23 protein-coding genes are annotated in these 21,488 nt (G+C 37.1%); 14 read left to right on the top strand and 9 right to left on the bottom strand.

Annotation, left to right across the window (positions count from 1 at the left end; all coding sequences use genetic code 11):
• Positions 1 to 35: 35 nt before the first annotated feature.
• Positions 36 to 1,106: an NAD(P)/FAD-dependent oxidoreductase gene (locus ABH960_RS00210; protein ID WP_002015890.1), complete on the bottom strand. Its 1,071-nt coding sequence runs from the start codon at positions 1,104 to 1,106 to the stop codon at positions 36 to 38.
• 428 nt (positions 1,107 to 1,534) lie between these two features.
• Between ABH960_RS00210 and ABH960_RS00205 the strand changes: the two genes are divergently transcribed.
• From ABH960_RS00205 to ABH960_RS00185, 5 genes are all read left to right on the top strand, one after another.
• The gene (locus tag ABH960_RS00205) at positions 1,535 to 1,774 is read left to right on the top strand and encodes a YuzB family protein (protein WP_002015892.1); all 240 of its coding nucleotides are present in this window, start codon (positions 1,535 to 1,537) and stop codon (positions 1,772 to 1,774) included.
• A 328-nt stretch (positions 1,775 to 2,102) separates the two neighbouring features.
• Positions 2,103 to 2,969 (top strand): diaminopimelate epimerase, encoded by an 867-nt coding sequence (gene dapF / locus ABH960_RS00200; RefSeq protein WP_002015893.1) that lies wholly within the window; start codon positions 2,103 to 2,105, stop codon positions 2,967 to 2,969.
• Positions 2,970 to 3,010: 41 nt separating this feature from the next.
• The gene (locus ABH960_RS00195) at positions 3,011 to 3,364 is read left to right on the top strand and encodes a HesB/IscA family protein (protein ID WP_002034566.1); all 354 of its coding nucleotides are present in this window, start codon (positions 3,011 to 3,013) and stop codon (positions 3,362 to 3,364) included.
• 164 nt (positions 3,365 to 3,528) lie between these two features.
• A complete protein-coding gene (locus ABH960_RS00190; RefSeq protein WP_404442586.1) occupies positions 3,529 to 3,714 on the top strand; it encodes a hypothetical protein in 186 nt (61 codons plus the stop codon).
• Positions 3,715 to 3,891: 177 nt separating this feature from the next.
• Complete coding sequence (locus tag ABH960_RS00185) at positions 3,892 to 4,245, top strand: YxeA family protein (RefSeq protein ID WP_078203758.1); 354 nt, start codon at positions 3,892 to 3,894, stop codon at positions 4,243 to 4,245.
• Between the two features lie 30 nt (positions 4,246 to 4,275).
• On the opposite strand, the gene ABH960_RS00180 is transcribed toward ABH960_RS00185, so the two are convergent.
• Positions 4,276 to 4,737, bottom strand: a complete 462-nt coding sequence (locus ABH960_RS00180) for a 2-thiouracil desulfurase family protein (protein ID WP_404441873.1) — start codon at positions 4,735 to 4,737, stop codon at positions 4,276 to 4,278.
• Positions 4,738 to 4,968: 231 nt separating this feature from the next.
• Between ABH960_RS00180 and ABH960_RS00175 the strand changes: the two genes are divergently transcribed.
• On the top strand, positions 4,969 to 5,850 hold the full coding sequence (locus ABH960_RS00175) for a helix-turn-helix domain-containing protein (RefSeq protein WP_404441871.1): 882 nt from the start codon (positions 4,969 to 4,971) through the stop codon (positions 5,848 to 5,850).
• A 17-nt stretch (positions 5,851 to 5,867) separates the two neighbouring features.
• Here the strand turns inward: ABH960_RS00175 and ABH960_RS00170 are convergent, their stop codons facing one another.
• The 3 genes from ABH960_RS00170 to ABH960_RS00160 form a co-directional block, all read right to left on the bottom strand.
• Positions 5,868 to 7,115, bottom strand: coding sequence for an MFS transporter (locus ABH960_RS00170; protein ID WP_098168722.1), 1,248 nt, complete (start codon positions 7,113 to 7,115; stop codon positions 5,868 to 5,870).
• Positions 7,116 to 7,290: 175 nt separating this feature from the next.
• Positions 7,291 to 7,767 (bottom strand): GyrI-like domain-containing protein, encoded by a 477-nt coding sequence (locus tag ABH960_RS00165; protein ID WP_404441868.1) that lies wholly within the window; start codon positions 7,765 to 7,767, stop codon positions 7,291 to 7,293.
• A 178-nt stretch (positions 7,768 to 7,945) separates the two neighbouring features.
• Complete coding sequence (locus ABH960_RS00160; RefSeq protein ID WP_061690105.1) at positions 7,946 to 8,935, bottom strand: NAD(P)/FAD-dependent oxidoreductase; 990 nt, start codon at positions 8,933 to 8,935, stop codon at positions 7,946 to 7,948.
• A gap of 464 nt (positions 8,936 to 9,399) precedes the next feature.
• Here ABH960_RS00160 and ABH960_RS00155 point away from each other — a divergent pair, with 464 nt between their 5' ends.
• From ABH960_RS00155 to pepA, 5 genes are all read left to right on the top strand, one after another.
• A complete protein-coding gene (locus ABH960_RS00155; RefSeq protein ID WP_002067919.1) occupies positions 9,400 to 10,608 on the top strand; it encodes an NAD(P)/FAD-dependent oxidoreductase in 1,209 nt (402 codons plus the stop codon).
• A gap of 119 nt (positions 10,609 to 10,727) precedes the next feature.
• The gene (locus tag ABH960_RS00150) at positions 10,728 to 11,234 is read left to right on the top strand and encodes an NUDIX hydrolase (protein WP_002015875.1); all 507 of its coding nucleotides are present in this window, start codon (positions 10,728 to 10,730) and stop codon (positions 11,232 to 11,234) included.
• Positions 11,231 to 11,548, top strand: coding sequence for a YuiB family protein (locus tag ABH960_RS00145; RefSeq protein WP_404441865.1), 318 nt, complete (start codon positions 11,231 to 11,233; stop codon positions 11,546 to 11,548). Before ABH960_RS00150 ends, ABH960_RS00145 begins: the two co-directional genes overlap by 4 nt.
• 86 nt (positions 11,549 to 11,634) lie before the next feature.
• Positions 11,635 to 12,261, top strand: coding sequence for a 3D domain-containing protein (locus ABH960_RS00140; protein ID WP_002143595.1), 627 nt, complete (start codon positions 11,635 to 11,637; stop codon positions 12,259 to 12,261).
• 276 nt (positions 12,262 to 12,537) lie between these two features.
• Positions 12,538 to 14,022: a cytosol aminopeptidase gene (pepA, locus tag ABH960_RS00135; protein ID WP_002139343.1), complete on the top strand. Its 1,485-nt coding sequence runs from the start codon at positions 12,538 to 12,540 to the stop codon at positions 14,020 to 14,022.
• A gap of 189 nt (positions 14,023 to 14,211) precedes the next feature.
• Here pepA and cdaS read toward each other — a convergent pair whose 3' ends face one another.
• Positions 14,212 to 14,817, bottom strand: a complete 606-nt coding sequence (gene cdaS / locus ABH960_RS00130) for a sporulation-specific diadenylate cyclase CdaS (RefSeq protein ID WP_002067925.1) — start codon at positions 14,815 to 14,817, stop codon at positions 14,212 to 14,214.
• 143 nt (positions 14,818 to 14,960) lie between these two features.
• Here cdaS and ABH960_RS00125 point away from each other — a divergent pair, with 143 nt between their 5' ends.
• On the top strand, positions 14,961 to 16,685 hold the full coding sequence (locus ABH960_RS00125; protein WP_404441862.1) for a phospho-sugar mutase: 1,725 nt from the start codon (positions 14,961 to 14,963) through the stop codon (positions 16,683 to 16,685).
• A gap of 152 nt (positions 16,686 to 16,837) precedes the next feature.
• Entirely contained in the window at positions 16,838 to 17,725 is an 888-nt protein-coding gene (galU, locus tag ABH960_RS00120) for a UTP--glucose-1-phosphate uridylyltransferase GalU (protein ID WP_002015869.1), read from the top strand.
• 45 nt (positions 17,726 to 17,770) lie between these two features.
• On the opposite strand, the gene ABH960_RS00115 is transcribed toward galU, so the two are convergent.
• Entirely contained in the window at positions 17,771 to 18,364 is a 594-nt protein-coding gene (locus ABH960_RS00115) for a biotin transporter BioY (RefSeq protein ID WP_078185138.1), read from the bottom strand.
• A gap of 50 nt (positions 18,365 to 18,414) precedes the next feature.
• Positions 18,415 to 19,158: a DUF3298 and DUF4163 domain-containing protein gene (locus tag ABH960_RS00110; protein ID WP_404441860.1), complete on the bottom strand. Its 744-nt coding sequence runs from the start codon at positions 19,156 to 19,158 to the stop codon at positions 18,415 to 18,417.
• 96 nt (positions 19,159 to 19,254) lie between these two features.
• Here ABH960_RS00110 and ABH960_RS00105 point away from each other — a divergent pair, with 96 nt between their 5' ends.
• Entirely contained in the window at positions 19,255 to 19,638 is a 384-nt protein-coding gene (locus tag ABH960_RS00105) for a hotdog fold thioesterase (protein WP_404441858.1), read from the top strand.
• A gap of 175 nt (positions 19,639 to 19,813) precedes the next feature.
• On the opposite strand, the gene ABH960_RS00100 is transcribed toward ABH960_RS00105, so the two are convergent.
• The gene (locus tag ABH960_RS00100; RefSeq protein WP_002015863.1) at positions 19,814 to 21,190 is read right to left on the bottom strand and encodes a glycine--tRNA ligase; all 1,377 of its coding nucleotides are present in this window, start codon (positions 21,188 to 21,190) and stop codon (positions 19,814 to 19,816) included.
• Positions 21,191 to 21,488 lie beyond the last annotated feature (298 nt).

Genomic DNA, 21,488 nt, shown 5'->3' with positions numbered 1-21,488 from the left:
AAAGGCTGTCTACTATGTAGGCAGCCTTTAAAGTATTAACCGTTATGATATTTGTACATCCAAAGAAGACCGGATTTTAATAATCTCGGTACACGTCCCATTAAGGGTTGGTTTGCTAGTAAACCAAATCCGTGTTTTTTGCCGAGAGAACCGAGAACACCTTTTAATTTAATAACAGGCAGTTCATCAGGAAGGGGTTCATTATTCCAACGTTTTAATAATATTTGGACAATTTGTTCTCCTTGACCTTCAGCAAGTTGAGCAGATGGTGCGTGTGGAAGTGCTGCACAATCTCCTACGACATAAACGTGCTCATTGTTTGGAATATTGTGATATTTCGTTAAAACAACCCGTCCGCTACCATCTTGTTCAACTGGAAGGTTTCGAACAACTTCATTTGCTTGAATACCAGCTGTCCAGACGATTGCATCACATTCAAGTGGTTCATCATGGTTGTATACAATGTTTGGTTCCACTTTTGTAATGTTAGAGTTTCGTATAATGGTAACTTTATGTTTTACAAACCATTCTTCTACGTATCTACTTAATTTCTCTGGATATGGGAATAAAATTCTATCTTTTCGATCAAATAAATAGATTTTTAAATCTGAACGGCTTTCGCGAAGTTCACTTGCCACTTCAACGCCGCTTAAACCAGCCCCAACGACAGCTACTGTTGCATTTGGTTCTAAGCTATTTAATTGTTCATATGTCTTACGTGTTTGTTCAATTGATTGTAGGCTATGTGTATATTCCTTCGCCCCAGGAACGTTATGGTATTTATCTTCACAGCCAAGCCCGATAATTAGATCATCATATTGAATCGTTTCACCGCCATCGAGATGAACGGCCTTCGTTTCGAGGTCAATATTTGTTACTGTTCCGTATTGAATATTGAGACGTGGGTGCTCAGGAAACGGTATGCGAATATGCGTTTCTGAAATTGTACCCGCAACTAATGCATAATATTCAGTTTTAAAGCAATGATATGGTACTTTGTCGATTAATGTCACTTGTACATCATCTGGAAGTTGGTTGCTTGGAAGTAGCCGCTGCAGAATTCTCATTCCACCGTAGCCACCACCTAGTAGTACGAGGTGTTTCATGATGGATTACCCCTTTTCTGTTGAAATATCCCCTAATCATACAATTTTATATTAATAAAATATTTTGACTTTACACAATCAAATTATATCGAATTTGTGAACAAATAACAATGCATGAATGAATACTCTGTTGTACAATAAGAAGAAAAGTAAAGTAAGTGGTTTTCATTTTCTAGTTACTATTTACTATTTCATTATGAGTAGTATGTTATATAAAGAAGACCATCTATTATGAAGTGAAATAGTGAAGTAACTAAATAGTTTAGAATATATAACGAAAACAACAAGAAACAGCTTAGTTTTCTTCTTATAAATAAAGTGGAATGGTAACAAGTAGAGAGGTTTACTTATCCGTTTCGCAAATTAGGTATGCACATACCATATAAAGTAAATGGTAATTTGTTTAGAGATACAGGGGGGAGAGAGTTTTGATTAAACCATTAATCGAATTTTGTGTAGGTAACCTTGCAAGCGGTTCGCAAGCAGCTTTAGAAAAATTAGAAAAAGATCCTAATTTAGACGTAATGGAATATGGTTGTTTAGGATATTGTGGTATCTGTTTTGAAGGTCCATTTGCACTTGTAAATGGTGAAGTGGTACAAGGTGCAACAGTAGAAGAACTTGTAAATAATGTATATGATTATATGGATGAAAATCCAATGTTTTAAAGCGTTGCAAACAGGCAACGTTTTTCTTTTTTCATTTATCTCGCTATTTGCGGGCAGTAAGACTCCCACCTCAAAATTCAGCTGAAGCAAAGAAGTTAGGTTGAAGCCCTGTTGCCCGTCCCCCCACTGATTAAAGTTTCACTTTATTAGGAGTGTTTATTTCGAAAAAAAAAGCCCTTTTAGAAGGGCTTTTTTCTTACACGATTTGTGTAAGAACGGCTTATTGCCAAAACACTGTCAAATATGAGAAACGGGGGACATTCATATTGTGTTCTAAAAGCATGCATTTTATACTTGAAATAATAAATTATTTTTGGAGTGAATAAAAATGAGCCAATTTTCTTTTACAAAAATGCATGGTCTTGGAAATAGTTATATATATGTAAATATGTTTGAGGAACAAATTAGAGAAGAAGATTTAGCAATTGTAGCGGAAAAGGTTTCAAATATTAATACTGGTATTGGTGCAGATGGAATGATTTTAATTTGTCCTTCTGACGTGGCACCAGTAAAAATGCGCATGTTTAATAACGATGGCTCAGAAGGAAAGAGCTGTGGAAATGGTTTACGCTGCGTAGCGAAATATGCGTATGAGCATAAACTAGTAGAAGGTAAAGTTTTCACAATTGAAACGTTAGCGGGCATTGTTACGGCAGAAGTAACGGTAGAAGATGACAAAGTTACATTAGCGAAAATCGACATGGGAGCACCTCGTTTAACACGTGAAGAGATACCGATGCTTGGTGAAGGAGAAACACCATTTATTCGTGAAAACTTCTTATACAATAATCACCGTTATGCATTTACAGCTGTTTCAATGGGGAATCCACATGCGGTTATTTTTGTTGATGATGTAGAAAAAGCGCCTCTTACAACGTTAGGACCGGTTCTTGAGACGCATGAAATGTTCCCAGAGCGAGTGAATGTTGAATTCATCGAGATTTTGAATGATGAAGAGATGAATTTCCGCGTTTGGGAACGAGGATCTGGTGTAACACAAGCTTGCGGGACAGGAGCATGCGCAGCTGTCGTTGCGGCAATTTTAAATGGGAAAATGGAACACGGTAAAGAAATTACGGTTCACTTAGCAGGCGGCGACTTAATGATCGCATGGACAGAAGAAGGAAATGTATTAATGAAAGGACCTGCGGAAATAATTTGCCGCGGAGTGTATGAGTACAAGATAGAAGCGTAAAGATGTATAATAGAATGAGAACAGAAAGGATGGTGTATTTCATGATTGAAGTAACAGAACAAGCAGCTTTTCAAATTAAAGATATGTTAAAAGATGCTGAAGATGGAGAGAAGTACGTGCGCCTTGCTGTACATGGCGGCGGATGTAGTGGTCTTTCTTACGGCTTAGGATTTGAAGTAGAACCAAAAGAAGACGATACAGTTCTTGAGTTTTTCGGTGTTGAATTTGTTATCGATAAAGAAAGTGCTCCGATTGTAAAAGGAGTAAAAGTTGACTATAAACAATCTATGCTTGGCGGCGGATTCACAATCGACAATCCAAACGCGATCGCATCATGTGGATGCGGATCATCTTTCCGTACAGCGTCGAATGCTGGTAAGCCAGAAGATTGCTAAGTTTTTTCATCCCTTTATTCTAAGTGGAAATTGAATGGGTAGGTTGCATATAAAGACCTTCTTAGCGATGAAACCAAATCGTTAGGAAGGTCTTTTCTTTTGCGCTAAAAAGAAAAAGAGCATGACAAAGATAACGAATATATGCAAGAAGAAGGGGACGCAAGATCGACGATATTTTTGAATTCGTAAGGAGATATGTGATTAAACCTATAATTAGATTTGTAAGTTACATTGTAATAGATATCATAATAGAGTGCGTAATAGAAGGTGTAATAAGCGGTATAAGGAAATTACGTGATAAGATTCGTGACAAGTGGAAAAATTGGCGTGGAAGACGTTATTGGCGTTAATAGATTGTCATGACTAGGCTAGATGAGTGTCAATGACGTTTTCAATGAAAAAACACTGATTAAAGTTTTAATTTACTATCTTACAAAAGTGTAATGTTCATGTCATGTTTTTGAATTTCTTCTTTAAAGCTTAGGCTTTAAGATAACAATATAAGAAAAACACATGAGGTGAAGGAAATGAAAAGATATATTGCACTTTTTAGTATTTTAGTTGTATTTGCAAGTCTATTAGTTGGCTGTGATTTAAACCGTATGGGTAAAGATGAGTACTACGTTCAAATTACTACTGATGGAATCGAAAAGAATGAAAAAGCTGATAGTGGTCAGCCGCACAAATCATTCGAGTATAAGCTACCTGCATTTGATAAGGATGGTAAAGAAAAAGAAATGGAATTTACCGCTGCGAAAAATCTTCGTAAAGAAGCATTTTTGCGTGTATTCCACTCAGATGAAAAAGGTGTAACTGCTTGGGAAGAAGTGAAAAAGGACGAGCTTCCTGCGAAAGTGAAAGAAAAATTAGGTGTGAAATAAGACAGATGGAAAAGGAATTGACGAACAAGGTCAATTCCTTTTTTCGTTCTCAAAATCCTCTTCTGAAATTACTTTAAATCCATGCCTTTTGAATAAAGCAGTTGTCACTCCGTAACCAGTTTGTTTATTGCCGTTAAATTCCCCTGTGTAAATAGTAGAACTACCACAAGATGGACTGCGTTCTTTTAAAATTATATATTCTGGGTTTAAAGCTTTTATTTGTTCTAATGCTTTATAAGCACCACGCACGAAAGCCTCCGTGACATCTTGTCCTTCTTTCGTCATTACTTTTGCTTTTCCATCTAAAACATCATCGCCATTACCGCCGATAATTTCAGCAGAAGGGCGTGGTGTTGGTAAACCGCCTAATACTTCGGGACAAACGAGGATGGTATCTTCCCTTTGTAATAACTCTTCTATTTTTGAAACGAGATTATCGTTACCGTCATACCGACAAGCAATACCACCTAAACAAGCACTAATTACAATCATATTTTCATCTCCAATAAAGTGAAAATTTAATCAGTGGGGGTTTTGTCCATCCCCCACTGATTATTAGTTGAACCAATCGGGCTTTTACGGGCAGTAAGACTCCCACCTAACCTCCTCGCATTCGCCGAATCTGGAGGTGGGAGTCTTACTGCCCGTTAATGCGGGATAAAAAATATTAAATATCACGCCAATTTCTCTTCCTGACTCTTACCTATAAATGAGGTGATAAAAATGGGAAGCTTATATAATTTAATGAAACCATATAGTGAATTTCGAAGTAAAGAAGAGTTTAATGTATATCAAAAACAAGTTTTTAAATGTTATCAGTTTCAACTAAATAAGACTGATTCTGCCGTCATTCATTTTTTAGGAAAATATGCGGTTAATGAGAAGAACGAAACAGTTGGTGTTGCTTGTCTGTTAATGGAGACAATTGCGACGAATATTGGAAAGAGTATTCGTACAGTACGTCGCTCGATTGCGAAGCTAGAGGAGCTTGGAATTATAAAGCGTGTTGCGACAAAAGAAAGATATAAGCGCGGGGGATATAGTGCAAACTTATATGTATTTCTTAAATCTGCAATTGACCGCATGGATGACCGTATGAAAATGTCCGCATGTGAAAGTGATGATCATACAGATGGCTGTAGTGGAAACGAGCAAAAAAATGAGGGGGAAACAATTCTTTCTAAAAACATTCCACAAATAAAAGAGAAAAGAAAAGTAACGTACGAGCTTGATGAAACGTATTGTCGTCACGATATACCTAAGCCTTTTATATATGCACTGGTGCCGATGACGAGTAATCCGAAGAAGATTAATATATTTTGGAGTAAGGTGGAACTTGCTTATAAAAAGAGCGGATTACTAGAGCAAGGTGCTTTATTAGAGGGAATATTAGCTGATGAAGAAGTGCGTGGAAATTTAATTTGGAGGGTGAAAAGTGTTGTGAGAGCGTATAAGTACGGAGAAATTCGTAAAGATGTTGGAGCACTATTGTATAGTACGATGCGAGATTTATTTTTAGAAATTGGATTAGAGTGGGGAGCGGCATTAAGGAGAAGTAAGGGAATACCGTTATTCGATCCATTTAAAAAAGAGCCATGCGTATAATACATGACTCCAAGTAGCTAATCGAACTTTCTTACAACTGGAACACGAATTGCTACAAATAGTACAAAGACGATAACAGCGATTGCACCGCTTTTCATAACCGTTACAATTGGAATGCCTATCCCAAGTGCAAGCGATGTAAATGCGTAAGAGAGTGGAATGAATCCCATCGATGAAAGCATGAGTAAGCTCATAACGCGTCCCATCATCTCTTCTTTTACTGTTGATTGAATCATCGCCATAAGTGGAACGATAGCCATCGCAATTGTAATACCGTAAAACATTCCAGCTAATAACGCTTGCCAAAGTACAGTGCTAAAGTTGATGGCTAGGAAGAATACACCAGACAGTAGCATCATGATAATACAAAATAGACCACGTCTGCGGTTAATGTTTTTTAATCCGACAATGACAGCTCCTATCGCCATCCCGCCGCCAACAGACGCTTCTAAGTAACTAAACTGAAGTGAATCACCGTGCAGAACGTTTTTGACGAAGAGCGGGAAGCCTACTTGCATTGGGCCGATTAAAAATAAATTTAAAAAGGCGCTACATATAAGGAAAGTTGAAAGAAATGGTGATTCTTTTACATATAAAATTCCCTCTTTAATAGAAGTAAACATGCCTTTATCTGTTTCATTTTTTTCGGGTACTGTAAATTGTATTTTTTGAACGAGTATCGCAGCGATAATGAGTAGCAGGATTGTAATTGAAAAGATTGTTTCATAGTTCGTAAATTTAATGAGAATACCGCCAAGTACAGGGCCCAAGATGACCGATCCTTGGTTTGTCATTTGAGTAAGTGAATTTGCTTGTGTTAAACGGCTTTTTTCTACAAGTTCAGGCAGAATAGATCCATCTGCTGACCAGAAGAAAGCGTCAGCAAGTCCGAAGAACAAAGCGAACAAAGCAAATGTATATAGTGTTACATCACCGACGATGAACCAGGTGAGAATGGTTGCGACAAGAATAGCGCGAATAATATTAGAGTAAAACATAATATTTTTTTTCGGGAATTTATCAGCTAATGCTCCGCCGATAATCATAAAGATGAGCCTTGGAACACTAAGAGCCACGAAAACAATACCGAGTGAAGCCTCAAGGTTTAATGTTTTTGCTATGTACCATGTTTGTGAAAAAGTAAAAAAGGCTAAAGCAAAACTTGAAAAGAGAGTAGCTGCCCAAAGAAAAAGGAAATTCGTATTTTTTAATAACGGTTTTCCGCTTCCTTCTAAAGCAGATTTATTTTGTTGTAGTTCCTCCATATTGCTTCCTTTCTATGTACCAAATTTAGACTGAAAAACCTATTAACAATCGTTTTATACAGTTTCTAATATTTCTATACTGCACTTTCTCATTGTAGACAATAATAATGAATTTGCACAGTGGCTATTTAACGACAAAAAAGAAGATACCAAAGGGTATCTTCTTTTTTGTCATTCACGCTAAAGCGATATAAATATCCACTTGTACGTTATTTGGATCTACTGCATTTTCGTCATAAAGCTCAAAGTCTGTTGTAAAAGCACGTTTGTTTTCTTTCGACCATTGCCAAATATATTCCCAAGCTTCACAAACGACTTCAGACACAGGACCTTTTCTCGTTGTAAATACCGCATACGTAGCAGTAGGTATTGTTAAAGTTGTCATATTTTCAGGAACGTCTTTTAATGAAGAAACAGGCATGCCAATAGTAAATTGATATGTACCAGTTTCATCTGATTCGTAGTTTGAGTAGAAAGCGAATGTTTCTTTTGTTTGTTGATTTGGGATGTGATGCATGATTTGTTCTTGGAAGTATTGGTTCCAAAGTTGTGGGATTTTTCCTTCAGTAGATGCTTCTTTCTCATTTTTCGTCGTAATAGAAACGCCGATTGCTTGGAAAGCTTCTTTCTTAATGATAATAGGTTCTTTCATGATAAAATTCCCCTCCATTGAATGAAACGTACGTTCTGTTTTATTGTAACATATTTTAGGAGTATGTGGTATTTTTTTCTAAAGTACATAGCTGTGAAGAAAGAGAGGTAATTTGGATTAGGGATCTTTATAACAAAAGAACTCCTTTCATGTAAAAGGAGCTCTTTTCATTTCTATATTAAAACATACTTGAGCTATGCATTGGTTGAAGTTTTGCGTTTGGATCGAAGTAAGCTTTTGCATTGTTTACTGCTGTCGGTGCTTCACCAAAGCCGCAAGCAATGAGTTTTACTTTTCCTTCATATGTACAAATGTCACCAGCAGCGTAAATGCCAGGAATATTTGTTTCCATTTTTGAGTTCACGAGGATGCTGTTCTTTTGAATATCTAAGCCCCAATTTTTAATTGGACCAAGTGAAGAAACGAAGCCGTAGTTTACGATTACGTCATCAACATCGATGATAATTTTTTCTTCTGTTTTTACGTGCTGAAGAACAACTTGTTCAATAGTATCATCACCGATAAGTTCAACTGGAACGTAAGGTGTGCTTACTTCTGCACGGGAATTCATTAAGCTTTCTACGCTATGTTCATGTGCACGGAATTTATCGCGGCGATGAGCAATTGTAACTTTGTCCGCAATCGGTTCTAACATCATTGTCCAATCTACTGCTGAGTCACCACCGCCGAATACAACGACGCGTTTTCCAGCAAATTTATTCATATCATCAACGAAATAATGTAAGTTTTTCTTTTCATATTTTGCTGTGCCTTCTAATTCTAAGCGGCGTGGTTGGAAAGCACCATTACCAGCAGTAATAATGACAGATTTAGAGTAGTGAGTTTGTTTATTTGTAACAAGTTTAAATATACCGTCAGCTTGTTTTTCAAGCGTATCAACAGCTTCTTCTAAGCAAACAGTTGGATCGAACTTTTTCATTTGTTCTTTTAAGTTATCAACTAACTCTTGTGCGCGCACTTTTGGGAATCCAGCTACATCATAAATATATTTTTCGGGATATAGTGCGGATAATTGCCCTCCAAGTTGAGGTAAGCTTTCAATAATTTTTACACTTGCTTGTCTCATTCCGCCATAAAATGCGGTGAATAGTCCTGTTGGGCCACCACCAATAATCGTTATGTCGTAAACTTTTTGATTTTCTGTCATTTTCATTCCCCCTATAGATGATGGAATTTTAATATTGATTTCATATATTGTTCATATGTACATGAAAATCCTGCAAATGATGACACTTTCAAATAAATGATAGCATATTTCAGTTAATAATACTTCTGGAAACGACTGAATAATAAGTAAGTTTGCGCATAGATGTTTTAGAATTGTATAAAATATAGCGAAAGGAAAATACATGAAAAAAAGGCTGAAAAACCCTTGAAAACGCTATGTTATTTTAAAATATTGATAATTCTCTAGGTGCTTGAATTATGGAATGAAACCGACTAATATAGGGAAGTATTATGTTAAATTTCTATGACAAATTTCGTACGATTTTTTGACTGCGTTTTGTTATGATATAGAATGTGATAAATTCCACATTCTTGACAAATAGAGTTTTTAGTACTTGGTATTATTTTTTATTACTATTATATAAAGAAAAGGGTTGTGATTTAGTGAAGACTCCAAAAATCGTAGTTTTAGGTGCAGGTTATGGCGGGATGATTACGACTGTTCGTCTGCAAAAAACATTATCTGTAAGTGAAGCTGAAATTACGTTAGTAAACAACAACAGCTATCACTACCAAGCAACTTGGTTACATGAGAGTGCAGCTGGTACATTACAAGATGATAAAATCTGTCTAGATATTCAAGACGTTATCGATACAAATAAAGTGAACTTTGTACAAGATACAGTAGTAGAGATTAAAGCTGCTGAAAAACGTATTATCTTAAAAGATGGTGAATTAGAGTATGATTACTTAGTAATCGGTCTTGGTTTCGAATCAGAAACGTTCGGAATTAAAGGATTAAAAGAGCATGCATTCTCAATCACTAACATTAATGCAACTCGTCAAATTCGTGAGCATATGGAAGAAAAATTCGCTCAATATGCGACTGAAAAACGTGATGAGTTAGTAACAATCGTTGTTGGTGGCGCTGGATTTACTGGTATCGAGTACGTAGGTGAGCTTGCAAACCGTATTCCTGAACTTTGCAAAGAGTATGATGTTCCACGTGAAAAAGCACGTATCATCTGTGTAGAAGCTGCTCCAACAGCACTTCCTGGTTTCGATCCAGCATTAGTAGAGTACGCTGTAAAACAACTTGAGAAAAAAGGTGTAGAATTCCGCATCGGTACAGCAATTAAGGAAGCAACTGAAGAAGGTATTATCGTTGCAAACGGTGATGATGCTGAACTTCTTAAATCTGAAACTGTAGTTTGGGCTGCAGGTGTTCGTGGTAATGGTATTGTGGAAGAGTCTGGATTTGAAGCAATGCGCGGACGTATTAAAGTGGATGAGTACATGCACGCTCCAGGTCATGAAGATGTATTCATGGTTGGTGATGCAGCGTTAATCATCAACGAAGAAATTAACCGTCCATACCCACCAACAGCACAGATTGCAATTCAAGAAGGTTATAATATTGCACACAATTTAACTGTGTTAGTTCGCGGCAAAGGTGAAATGAAAAAGTTCGCATTTGATAATAAAGGATCTGTATGTTCATTAGGTCATGACGATGCAATGGGCGTTGTTATGGGCAAAAAGTTAACAGGTTGGAAAGCTTCATTCATGAAGAAAGTAATTGACAACCGTTACTTATTCTTACTAGGCGGACCTTTATTAGTTCTTAAAAAAGGTAAATTGAAGTTCTTTTAATATATAGTAGAAAAAGCAGAAACGGCTATGAGCTGTTTCTGCTTTTTTCGTATTGAAAATATAGTATAATAAACAAAAAGAAAGAATATTCTGTTCGTTTTGATGGAGGAGGTTACATCATGGGGAAGCGAGGGAAAGTGTGGTTAGCTGTCAGTGGCTTAGTAGCTACAGAAGATGGGAGATGGCTATTCGTTAAGAAAAAATACGGTGGATTGAAAGGGCAATGGTCTTTACCTGCTGGTTTTGTTAATGAAGGCGAGACTGTTGATGAAGCTGTGAAACGTGAAATATTGGAAGAGACAGGCATTGTTGCTCATGTAAAGGGGATCATTGGTATTCGCTCAGGTGTTATTCATAATGAAATTAGTGATAATATGATTATTTTTCTTCTAGAGCCAGAGGGAGAAGACGTTATCGTACAGGAGAAAGAATTGTCGGAAGTAGCTTTTTTACATCCGGAAAATATTGCAGATGATCAAAATACTTCTGTACTCATCAAATATTTATTAGAAGGAAGAGCAGAGTCGCATTTTGAAATGGACAAAACATTAAATCCAGGAGAGCAATTTGGTTATACGGCTTATCATGTGTTTACGGCGTATGCGAAGGAGAGGGAGAAGAAGTGAGTATACCGGTACTACTTATTTCAATGATGTTGTTCTTTATTTTATTTTTTGGAATTGGATTTTTACTCAACATGATTTTGCGAGCTACGTGGGTAATGGTTATTGTATATCCAATTATTTGTATGCTTATTATTAATAAAGCGAGTGTATGGGAATATTTTTCAAAGCCAAAAGAAACATTTTCTTCATTTGGGACAAGTGTATCGCATTTAGGACACGCAGATGTGTTTATTCTATCTACTGGATTAGTAGGTGCTGCTTTAGCAGGAATCATAATTAAAAAACTTCGAAAAAGTGGATATCAAATGTTTTAATCTCCAATCAATTTGGAGATTATTTTTTTGCATATTCCTTCATCGTATAGGGAATGATTAACGATGAAGGAGTGTGGAATATAAAAATGTTAAAACGATATTGTATTCGCATTATGATGACTTGTTTACTTGCATTCGCATTATGCGTAACATGGCAGGCTTTCACAGGAGTTTCTTTATTAGAGATTATAAGATCATATGAAGGAACAAGTGTAAAAGAAGTACATGCAGCAGAAATTGAGAAAAAAGTTGCTCCGAGTAAAGAAGTGATAAATGCTTTAGAACAGGCAAATGACTGGTCTAAATATCGTGTTATAGAAATGACTGCAACTGGTTATACATCAGGTATAGAGTCAACTGGAAAGAGGCCGGGGCATCCAGAGTATGGCATTACATATTCAGGTGTTAAAGCAAAAAGGGATTTATATTCCACAATCGCTGCCGATTTACGCGTATTCCCGCTTGGGACAATTCTATTCGTGCCAGGTTACGGATATGGTGTTGTAGCTGATAAGGGCGGTGCTATAAAAGGAAATCGTCTCGATTTATATTATGATACGGTGAAAGATGTTTATAGCCAATGGGGTAAGAAAAAAGTAAATGTGTATATAGTGAAAATAGGAAATGGTAAGTTTTCGGAAGAAGAGTTGACGATGTTAAATCAAGACGAAACGATGCAAGTGTTTCGTGGACAATATTTAAAACAAAGATAGTCTAGTGGCAATAACGCTAGACTTTTTTCTTGTCTTATTTCACCATAGAAGATATTGGAGATAGCATCTTTATCCTGCTATTTGCGGCCGGTAAAACTCCCACCTAAAAATTCAGCTGGGGCAAAGAAGTTAGGGGGGAGCCCTGCTGCCCGTAAACGCCCGATTGGTGCGGGCTGATTAAAGTTTCACTTTATATGAAATGACAGAATTTAGAATTGTCGCATTTTATCGAAAATAAAGTTATAATGGACGTAGAGAAATTTAGGGGGTCTGAACATGTTTCAAGTACAAAAAGAATTAGTAAGTCATGAAGCGGTAATTGTTGCCTTATTTGAAGAAGATAAAACGAGTAGCTTTGTACAAGAACTGGATAAAGCGTTTGAAGGACAATTACAAGTTTTATTAGAAGAAAAAGAACTTTCAACTAAGAAGAAAGCCATTTCAAAAGTACATAGCTTAGGAAAAACAAATGTTAAACGTTATTATTTTGTTGGTTTAGGTAAGAAAGAGTCATATACAACAGAAACGTTACGTGCGGCTCTTGGTAAGGCGTTTAAAGCGTTACAAGCAGCAAAAGTACAAGATGCAGCAATCTTACTTGATTCTTTCGTGACAGATAAATTAGATGCGATTGATGTAGCTCATATTGCGGCAGAAGTACAAGGTCTTGGTACATATGAATTACAAACGTATAAAACAGATAAAAAGGATCGTGTAGAATTAGAGAAGTTTACGGCTATTACAGCAGAAGATGCACAAGAAATTGAAGCAGCATTAACGGTAGGATACGTACATGGACGTGCAACGAATTCAGCTCGTACGCTTGTAAATATGCCGCCAAACGTATTAACAGCGACAAAGCTTGCTGAGTATGCAGTTGAATTAGCAGAAAAATACGATATGGATTATAAGGTTCTTGAGAAAGAAGAGATGGAAGAGCTTGGTATGGGTGCATTACTTGCAGTAAACCAAGGATCTACTGAACCTCCAAAAATGATCGCTCTTATTTATAAAGGAAAAGAAGAGTGGAAAGATGTAATTGGATTTGTTGGAAAAGGGATTACATATGATACAGGCGGTTATTCTTTAAAGCCACGTGAAGGCATGGTTGGTATGAAAGGTGATATGGGCGGAGCTGCAGCTGTTCTTGGCGCGATGGAGATCATCGGTGAACTTCGCCCCGAGCAAAATGTAATTGCTGTTATTCCATCAACTGACAACGTTGTAAGTGGTACAGCATTTAAGCCAGATGATGTTATTACATCTATGAGCGGAAAAACAATTGAAGTATTAAATACAGATGCAGAAGGTCGCCTAGCGTTAGCTGACGGTATTACGTATGCGAAGAAACTTGGCGCAAATTACTTAGTTGATGTTGCAACATTAACAGGCGGTGTAATTGTTGCACTTGGAAATCATACAACAGGCGCGATGACAAATAATGAAGAGTTGTTTGAACAAGTGTTAGAGGCTTCTATGGAAACGGATGAGCCAATTTGGCAATTGCCGATTTTTGAACGTGATAAAGAACGTGTCAAAAACAGTAAATTTGCTGATTTAAATAACTCACCAGGCCGTGAAGGACATGCGGTTATGGCTGGGACATTCATTGGTGAATTTGCAGAAGAAACACCATGGGTACACTTAGACATCGCTGGAACATCTGAAACATCAGGAGCACATGATTTAGGACCATCTGGAGCAACAGGTGCAATGGTGCGTACACTTGCAACACTTGTTGAGCGTTTCGGAGAAGAATAATTTTTGAAGAAAAGGCTGTCTCAAATTTTTGGGATAGCCTTTTCTTATTGATATGGTATGACTATTGTAAGTTTTTGTCGGTAAGTCGATACTCCTTGTCGAAACGTCGATATATTTGGAGTTACGGTTCATATAATTTCATTTATTATTTTACCGTTCCAAAAAGTGCTATATAGTGAAAGATTCGTCCTATAAAGAAATCGTATATAACGTCCCGCCTAATGCGAATGAAGTACGCCCTGTTTCCTCAGAGACAACTAATATAAGTGCATCAATTTTCTCGGATAAGCCAATTGCGGCCCTATGACGTGTTCCTAGCTCAGGATTGATTTCCATGCTTTTTGTTAATGGGAGAATATTAGCTGCTGAGACAATATGATTATTTTTAATGAGAACGGCTCCGTCATGAAGAGGGTTCCCTGGATAAAAAATCGATTCAAGTAGTGGCGCGGTTAAGTGTGCGTTTAATGTCGTTCCAGTTTGAATGAAAGAATCAAGAGCGTCACTTCGTTCCACAATAATAAGAGCACCGTGTTTTCGAGCGCTTAAATGTTGGACAGCTGTAGTGATGAAATGTGAACTTTCCGTATAAGGTGATAAATATGCTTGAATATAATATGTAGCTGCTAACGTCTGTACATTTGTTAACATATGATGAATATCTTCCATTTTACATAAAATACATTCATCTTCTTTATCGATTGCATGCTTCATGTTTGATAATTCTTTTTCAGCAATTTCAATCATCTGCTTTGTTTTTATTTTGAGCTCTTCTGACAAGCCCCATTCTTGCATAATCCTCATTCCCTTTGGTGGAGTATTTAACCATAGTGTATACAAATATTTATAGTAAAATCCTGCTAGATTTTAAAAAATATTGAGATTCAGGTTGTTTTTTTCATATAATGAAGGTACGACAGGCGAGAGGAGATGGAAGTATGAATTGGAAACAAGAATTTAGTCGCTGGCTTTCATATGCAGAATTAGACGCAGAATTAAAAGAACAGCTAGAAAACATGAAGCAAGATGAGAAGAAAATCGAGGATAGCTTTTATAAAAATCTAGAGTTCGGCACAGGTGGTATGCGTGGTGAACTTGGTGCTGGTACGAACCGTTTAAATGTATATACAGTTCGTAAAGCAACAAAAGGATTAGCTATGTTTATTGAAAAATTAGGTGAAGAAGCGAAAAAACGCGGTGTTGTTGTCGCGTATGATTCTCGTCATAAATCACCTGAATTCGCAATGGAAGTAGCTGCTACTCTTGGTGCACACGGTATTACAACATATGTATTTGAAAGCTTACGTCCAACACCAGTGCTTTCTTTCGCAGTTCGTCATTTACATACAGCAAGTGGAATCGTTCTTACGGCAAGCCATAATCCGCCTGAATATAATGGTTATAAAGTATATGGTGACGATGGTGGACAATTGCCTCCAAAAGAAGCTGATGAGTTAATTAGCTACGTAAATGCAGTAGAGAATGAATTAACAGTTGAAGTTGCTGATGTTGAGCAATTAAAAGCTGACGGTTTATTACATATAATTGGACAAGAAGTAGATGATGCTTATGCAGCAGAATTGAACAATGTCATTATTAATAAAGAGATGGTGAAAGAAGTAGGAAAAGATTTAAAAATCGTCTTTACACCATTGCATGGAACATCAAATATTTCGGTACGCCGTGGTTTAGAAGAAGTTGGATTTACAGATGTAACTGTTGTAAAAGAGCAAGAGTTACCAGATCCAAATTTCTCTACAGTAAAATCACCAAACCCAGAAGAGCATGCAGCGTTTGAGTATGCAATTCGCGACGGTGAAAAAGTAGGCGCAGACGTGTTAATCGCAACAGATCCTGATGCAGACCGTCTAGGTGTAGCAGTTCGCAATCACGATGGTGAGTTCCAAGTATTAACTGGTAACCAAACAGGTGCGTTAATGCTGGATTACTTATTATCACAAAAGAAGGAAAACGGAACGCTTCCAGAAAACGGTGTTGTTTTAAAAACAATCGTAACGTCTGAAATTGGCCGCACAATCGCAAAAGCATACGGTTTAGATACAGTTGATACGTTAACTGGATTTAAATTTATCGGTGAAAAAATTAAACAGTATGAAGAAAGCGGACAATATGAATTCCAATTCGGTTATGAGGAAAGTTATGGTTATTTAATCCGTCCATTCTGCCGTGATAAAGATGCGGTGCAATCCGTCCTATTTGTATGTGAAGTAGCTGCGTACTACAAATCACAAGGTAAAACGTTATACGATGGCCTGTTAGAAGTATTTAAGAAGTATGGGTTCTTCCGTGAGGACCTTGTATCGTTAACGTTAAAAGGAAAAGATGGTGCCGAACAGATTCAAAAGATGATGGCAACATTCCGCGGGAATCCTCCGAAAGAAGTAGCTGGTTTAACAGTCGTTGCAGTTGAGGATTATAAGGAAAGCACCATTACAACGTTACAAGATGGAAATAAGGAAGAGATTCACTTACCGAAATCAAATGTGTTAAAATATCAATTAGCAGATGGTTCTTGGTTCTGCTTACGTCCATCTGGAACAGAGCCGAAAATTAAATTCTACTTTGGTGTACAAGATGATTCCTTACAAAATAGTGAACAAAAGTTACTTACTATTAAAGAAGATATTATGAATCGTTTATAATAGAATAGAATGCTACTGATAGGAAAAGAGGAGAACGGAGAACGGCCTCCTCTTTTCATGTAGTTTTGTTTGATGTAGAGGATTATTACGAGCGAGTGTTATAAATTTGCACTTTACTAAGAGAATTAGAATGAAAAGCGAGGGTATTTGTCATGAAAAAAGTGAGAAAAGCAATTATCCCGGCAGCGGGATTAGGAACACGCTTTTTACCAGCAACGAAAGCAATGCCAAAAGAAATGCTTCCAATTGTAGATAAACCAACAATTCAATACATCGTAGAAGAAGCAGTAAAATCAGGCATCGAAGATATTATTATCGTTACTGGTAAAGGAAAGCGCTCTATCGAAGATCATTTTGATAACGCATTTGAATTAGAGCAAAACTTATTAGAGAAGAAAAAGTATGAGTTACTTGAAAAAGTACAAGCTTCTTCTAAAATGGTAGATATCCATTACATTCGACAAAAAGAACCAAAAGGATTAGGACATGCTGTTTGGTGCGCACGTAAATTCATTGGTGATGAGCCGTTTGCAGTATTATTAGGCGATGATATCGTTCAAGCTGAAAAACCATGTTTACGTCAATTAATGGACGAGTATGACAAAACACTTTCTTCTGTTATTGGTGTACAAACTGTTCCTGAAGCAGAAACACATCGCTACGGAATTATTGATCCGTTAGAGCAAGAGGGACGTCGTTATCAAGTTCGTAAATTCGTTGAAAAACCAGCGCAAGGTACTGCGCCTTCAAACTTAGCGATTATGGGACGTTACATTTTAACTCCTGAAATCTTTATGTTCTTGGAACAGCAACAAGTTGGAGCGGGTGGCGAAATTCAGTTAACGGATGCCATTCAAAGCTTAAATGAAATTCAACGTGTATTTGCATATGATTTTGAAGGAAAGCGTTATGACGTTGGTGAAAAATTAGGATTCGTTCAAACGACAATTGAAATGGCATTGCAGCACCCAGAATTACGTGATGATATGCTAGTAATGATGAAGAAAGTTTTAGACGAGCAAATGAAGCAAGAGTCTTAATATAATAAACAAGGAGCTGTTCCAATAGGAACAGCTCCTTGTTTATTATGAAATCGTCGAATGAGAATGCTGATAAGCGGAACGACGTACAGCATAGTATATGCGAGGTGCGATAATAGCGCCGATAATTGTAAACGCAATATCCTTTACTGCGAACCACATCATAATCATCCAGGCAGCTTTATAACTCATATTACCACCCATGAAAATATTGACTGCCCCGTACATATAAGTAGTACCGATAATATACGTTAAAATGATTCCGACGAAAGAAGCAATTGCAAAGGTGCTGAATGTTGGTCGCTCTTTTTGTTCTACTAGTTTTCCTGATACGTAAGCAACGATAATAAATGCGATAATAAAACCACCAGTAGGATCTAAAAGTGCTCCAAATCCAGCTTTGAAGTTAGCGAAGATTGGCGCACCTGCTACTCCAACAAGCATGTAAACAGTCATTGATAATGCCCCAAGTCTACTCCCAAGAAGAAGACCTGCTAAAATTGCGAAAAATGGTTGCATAGATAATGGAATGCCCGCTATTTGTAAGAATGGTGCCCACGATACAATATTTGCACCAATAGCCATAAGAGCGACGAACATGGCAGCTAATGCTAAATCTAAAACATGAAGCTTCTTCATAATGTTAACCTCCAGTTGTGTTTAGGTTAACATTATCGTAGCGAAAATATTTACTTGTTGTCAATCAAAATATTTTGATAAGAAGGCTTTAAATAGTCTCTAAGCAATGTGTATGGAATACGAAACTGCGGAATTCCGCTTGAATAAGGAGCAATTTCATATAAAGAGAAATAAATTACAAGATTATCCGGTTCTAAAAAGTAGTGAAACTTTTTAGTGCTCGTTACTTTTTCGACTGCATCAGGAAAATAAATGCTTTCATTTTGTTTAATTTGTCTTACAATCTCTGTGCGAATTATTTCTTTATATGTATCCTCTTGTTGAAATAAATCGTCTAAGTGTAATAATTTTTTTTCGTTTAAATCAAATGTATTTGCCTTCCACGTATACAGTCCGTGCGCTCCGCCTGTATATTGATAGTAATTCACATATAGACTTAGGAAAGGTGGTTTGTTTAAAGCTACTTTATAGTCAACATTTGCAACGTATGGATGAAAAGGTGTGCTAGATCCTTCTGTTTCTTCATAATATTTCTTCGCTTCTTTTTCTAATTTACTTTTAAATTTAGTAGTAGAGTTTTTGTAATAGGAATTCAGCTTATTTTGAAATTTCGAATCAGAAAAGTTGTGAAAGGAAGGCCTATTAATTTGATATTCTATATAAGGTTTCTTACCTTTTTGCGTTACAGTCTTAACATTGATTGTCAGGTTGGATGCTTTGGCTGCTATTGCACAATTTGGTACAATAGTCAGCAAGGAGAACATAAGCAATAGTATACAAAATTTCTGTTTCATTTAGGTGAAACCTCCTTATATAAGTGTTATAGGTAGTTTGAAATTAAACAGGTAAAATTATACATTTGATCTAAAGGGAGAGAGGTTGAAAACGATATGTCAAAAACTTTAATGGATTCGCTTGGAATTGAGTTGTTAGAAATGACAGAGGATAAAGTAGTTGCTACAATGCCTGTTGATGAACGTACGCATCAGCCGTTTGGATTTTTACATGGCGGTGCATCTGTTGCATTAGCAGAAACTGTGGCAAGTGTTGGTTCATACAATTTAATTGATCAAGAAAAATGTATTTGTTTCGGATTAGAAATTAATGCAAATCATATTCGCTCAAAGAAAGATGGAATTGTAACAGCAATTGGAACACCGATACATAGAGGACAATCGACAATGGTTTGGGATATTCGCATCATTGATGAAAATGATGACTTATTATGTATTTCAAGATGTACAGTAGCAATTAAAGAAAAACGTGAAAAATAGAAAAGAGGCAGCTCTGATGAGCAGCCTCTTTTCTTATCCCGCTATTTGTGGGCAGTAAAACGCCCACCTCAAAATTCAGGTTGGAGATTAACTGCCCGTAAATGCCCGATTGGTGAGGGCTAATAATCAGTGGGGGATGAACAAAACCCCCACTGATTAAAGTTTCACTTTATAATTAGAACTGGATTTTCTTCTCTAAGAAACCTTTTAGTTCGCTAATTGGCATACGAACTTGTTCCATTGTGTCACGGTCACGTACTGTAACAGCTTTGTCTTCAACAGAGTCGAAGTCGTATGTGATACAGAATGGAGTACCGATTTCGTCTTGACGACGGTAACGTTTACCGATAGAACCAGTTTCATCAAAGTCTACCATGAAGTCTTTAGCTAGTTCTGCGAATACTTCAGTAGCACCTTCAGATAGCTTTTTAGATAATGGTAAGATAGCTGCTTTATATGGTGCTAAAGCAGGGTGGAAACGAAGAACTGTACGAGAATCGTTTTCTAATTGCTCTTCTTCATATGCATCACATAAGAATGCTAATGTTACACGGTCTGCACCTAGAGATGGCTCGATGCAGTACGGCACGTAACGCTCATTCGTTTGTGGATCGATATAGTTAAAGTCTTCGTTAGAGTGTTCCATATGACGTTTTAAATCGAAATCTGTACGAGATGCAACGCCCCATAGTTCGCCCCAACCGAATGGGAATCTGAATTCAATATCAGTTGTCGCGTTACTATAGTGAGATAATTCGTCTTCACCGTGGTCACGAAGACGCATGCTTTCTTCAGTCATACCAAGTGAAAGTAACCAGTTTTTACAAGTTTCACGCCAGAATGCGAACCACTCTAAATCTTCACCAGGCTTACAGAAGAATTCAAGTTCCATTTGTTCGAATTCACGTGTACGGAATGTGAAGTTACCAGGTGTGATTTCGTTACGGAAACTTTTACCGATTTGGCCGATACCAAATGGAAGTTTCTTACGCATAGAGCGTTGTACGTTTTTAAAGTTTACGAAAATACCTTGTGCTGTTTCAGGACGAAGGAAGATTTCGTTTGTGCTAGACTCTGTAACACCTTGGAATGTTTTGAACATTAAGTTGAACTGACGGATTTCCGTGAATTCTTGGCTACCGCAATCTGGGCATTTTACTTCATGTTCTTTCATTAAGTCAGCCATTTGGTCGAAAGTAAGACCGTCAACGACCATTTCGATACCTTTTGCGTCTAATGCATCTTCAATTAATTTGTCAGCACGGTGACGAGCTTTACATTTTTTACAGTCGATCATTGGATCATTAAAGTTACCAACGTGACCAGAAGCGATCCAAGTTTTTGGGTTCATTAAAATAGCAGCATCTAAACCAACGTTGTGTGGAGATTCTTGAATGAATTTTTTCCACCAAGCTTTTTTGACGTTATTTTTTAATTCGATTCCAAGTGGACCGTAATCCCATGTGTTTGCAAGACCACCGTAAATTTCAGAACCAGGGAAAACGAAACCGCGATGTTTCGCTAAGTTTACAACTTGTTCCATTGAATACATAATAAAATCCTCCTTTTGAAAGTTAACGTATTTGCGATGACGTGATGGGTACTTTGGAAACGAGCAATATATGCTTTAAAAAACATAAAAAAACGCTCGTCCCAAGGCTTAATCGCCTAGGGACGAGCGTTTGCCCGCGGTTCCACCCTAGTTGATACACAAAATGTGCATCCACTTTATCACGTATTGCTCGAGACTGCCGTTTCCTCGCAGCTTCAGGCTTTCACTATCCCTGAATCGCTTTTTATGCAAGTACTTATAAGTCCGTCATCGCTACTTATATTAATAATAATGAACA

The organism is Bacillus sp. RC252 (assembly GCF_044909215.1).
GTDB classification, from domain to species: domain Bacteria; phylum Bacillota; class Bacilli; order Bacillales; family Bacillaceae_G; genus Bacillus_A; species Bacillus_A mycoides.
Note: the sequence above shows the minus strand (reverse complement) of the source record. Positions and strands in the feature narration are given on the sequence as shown.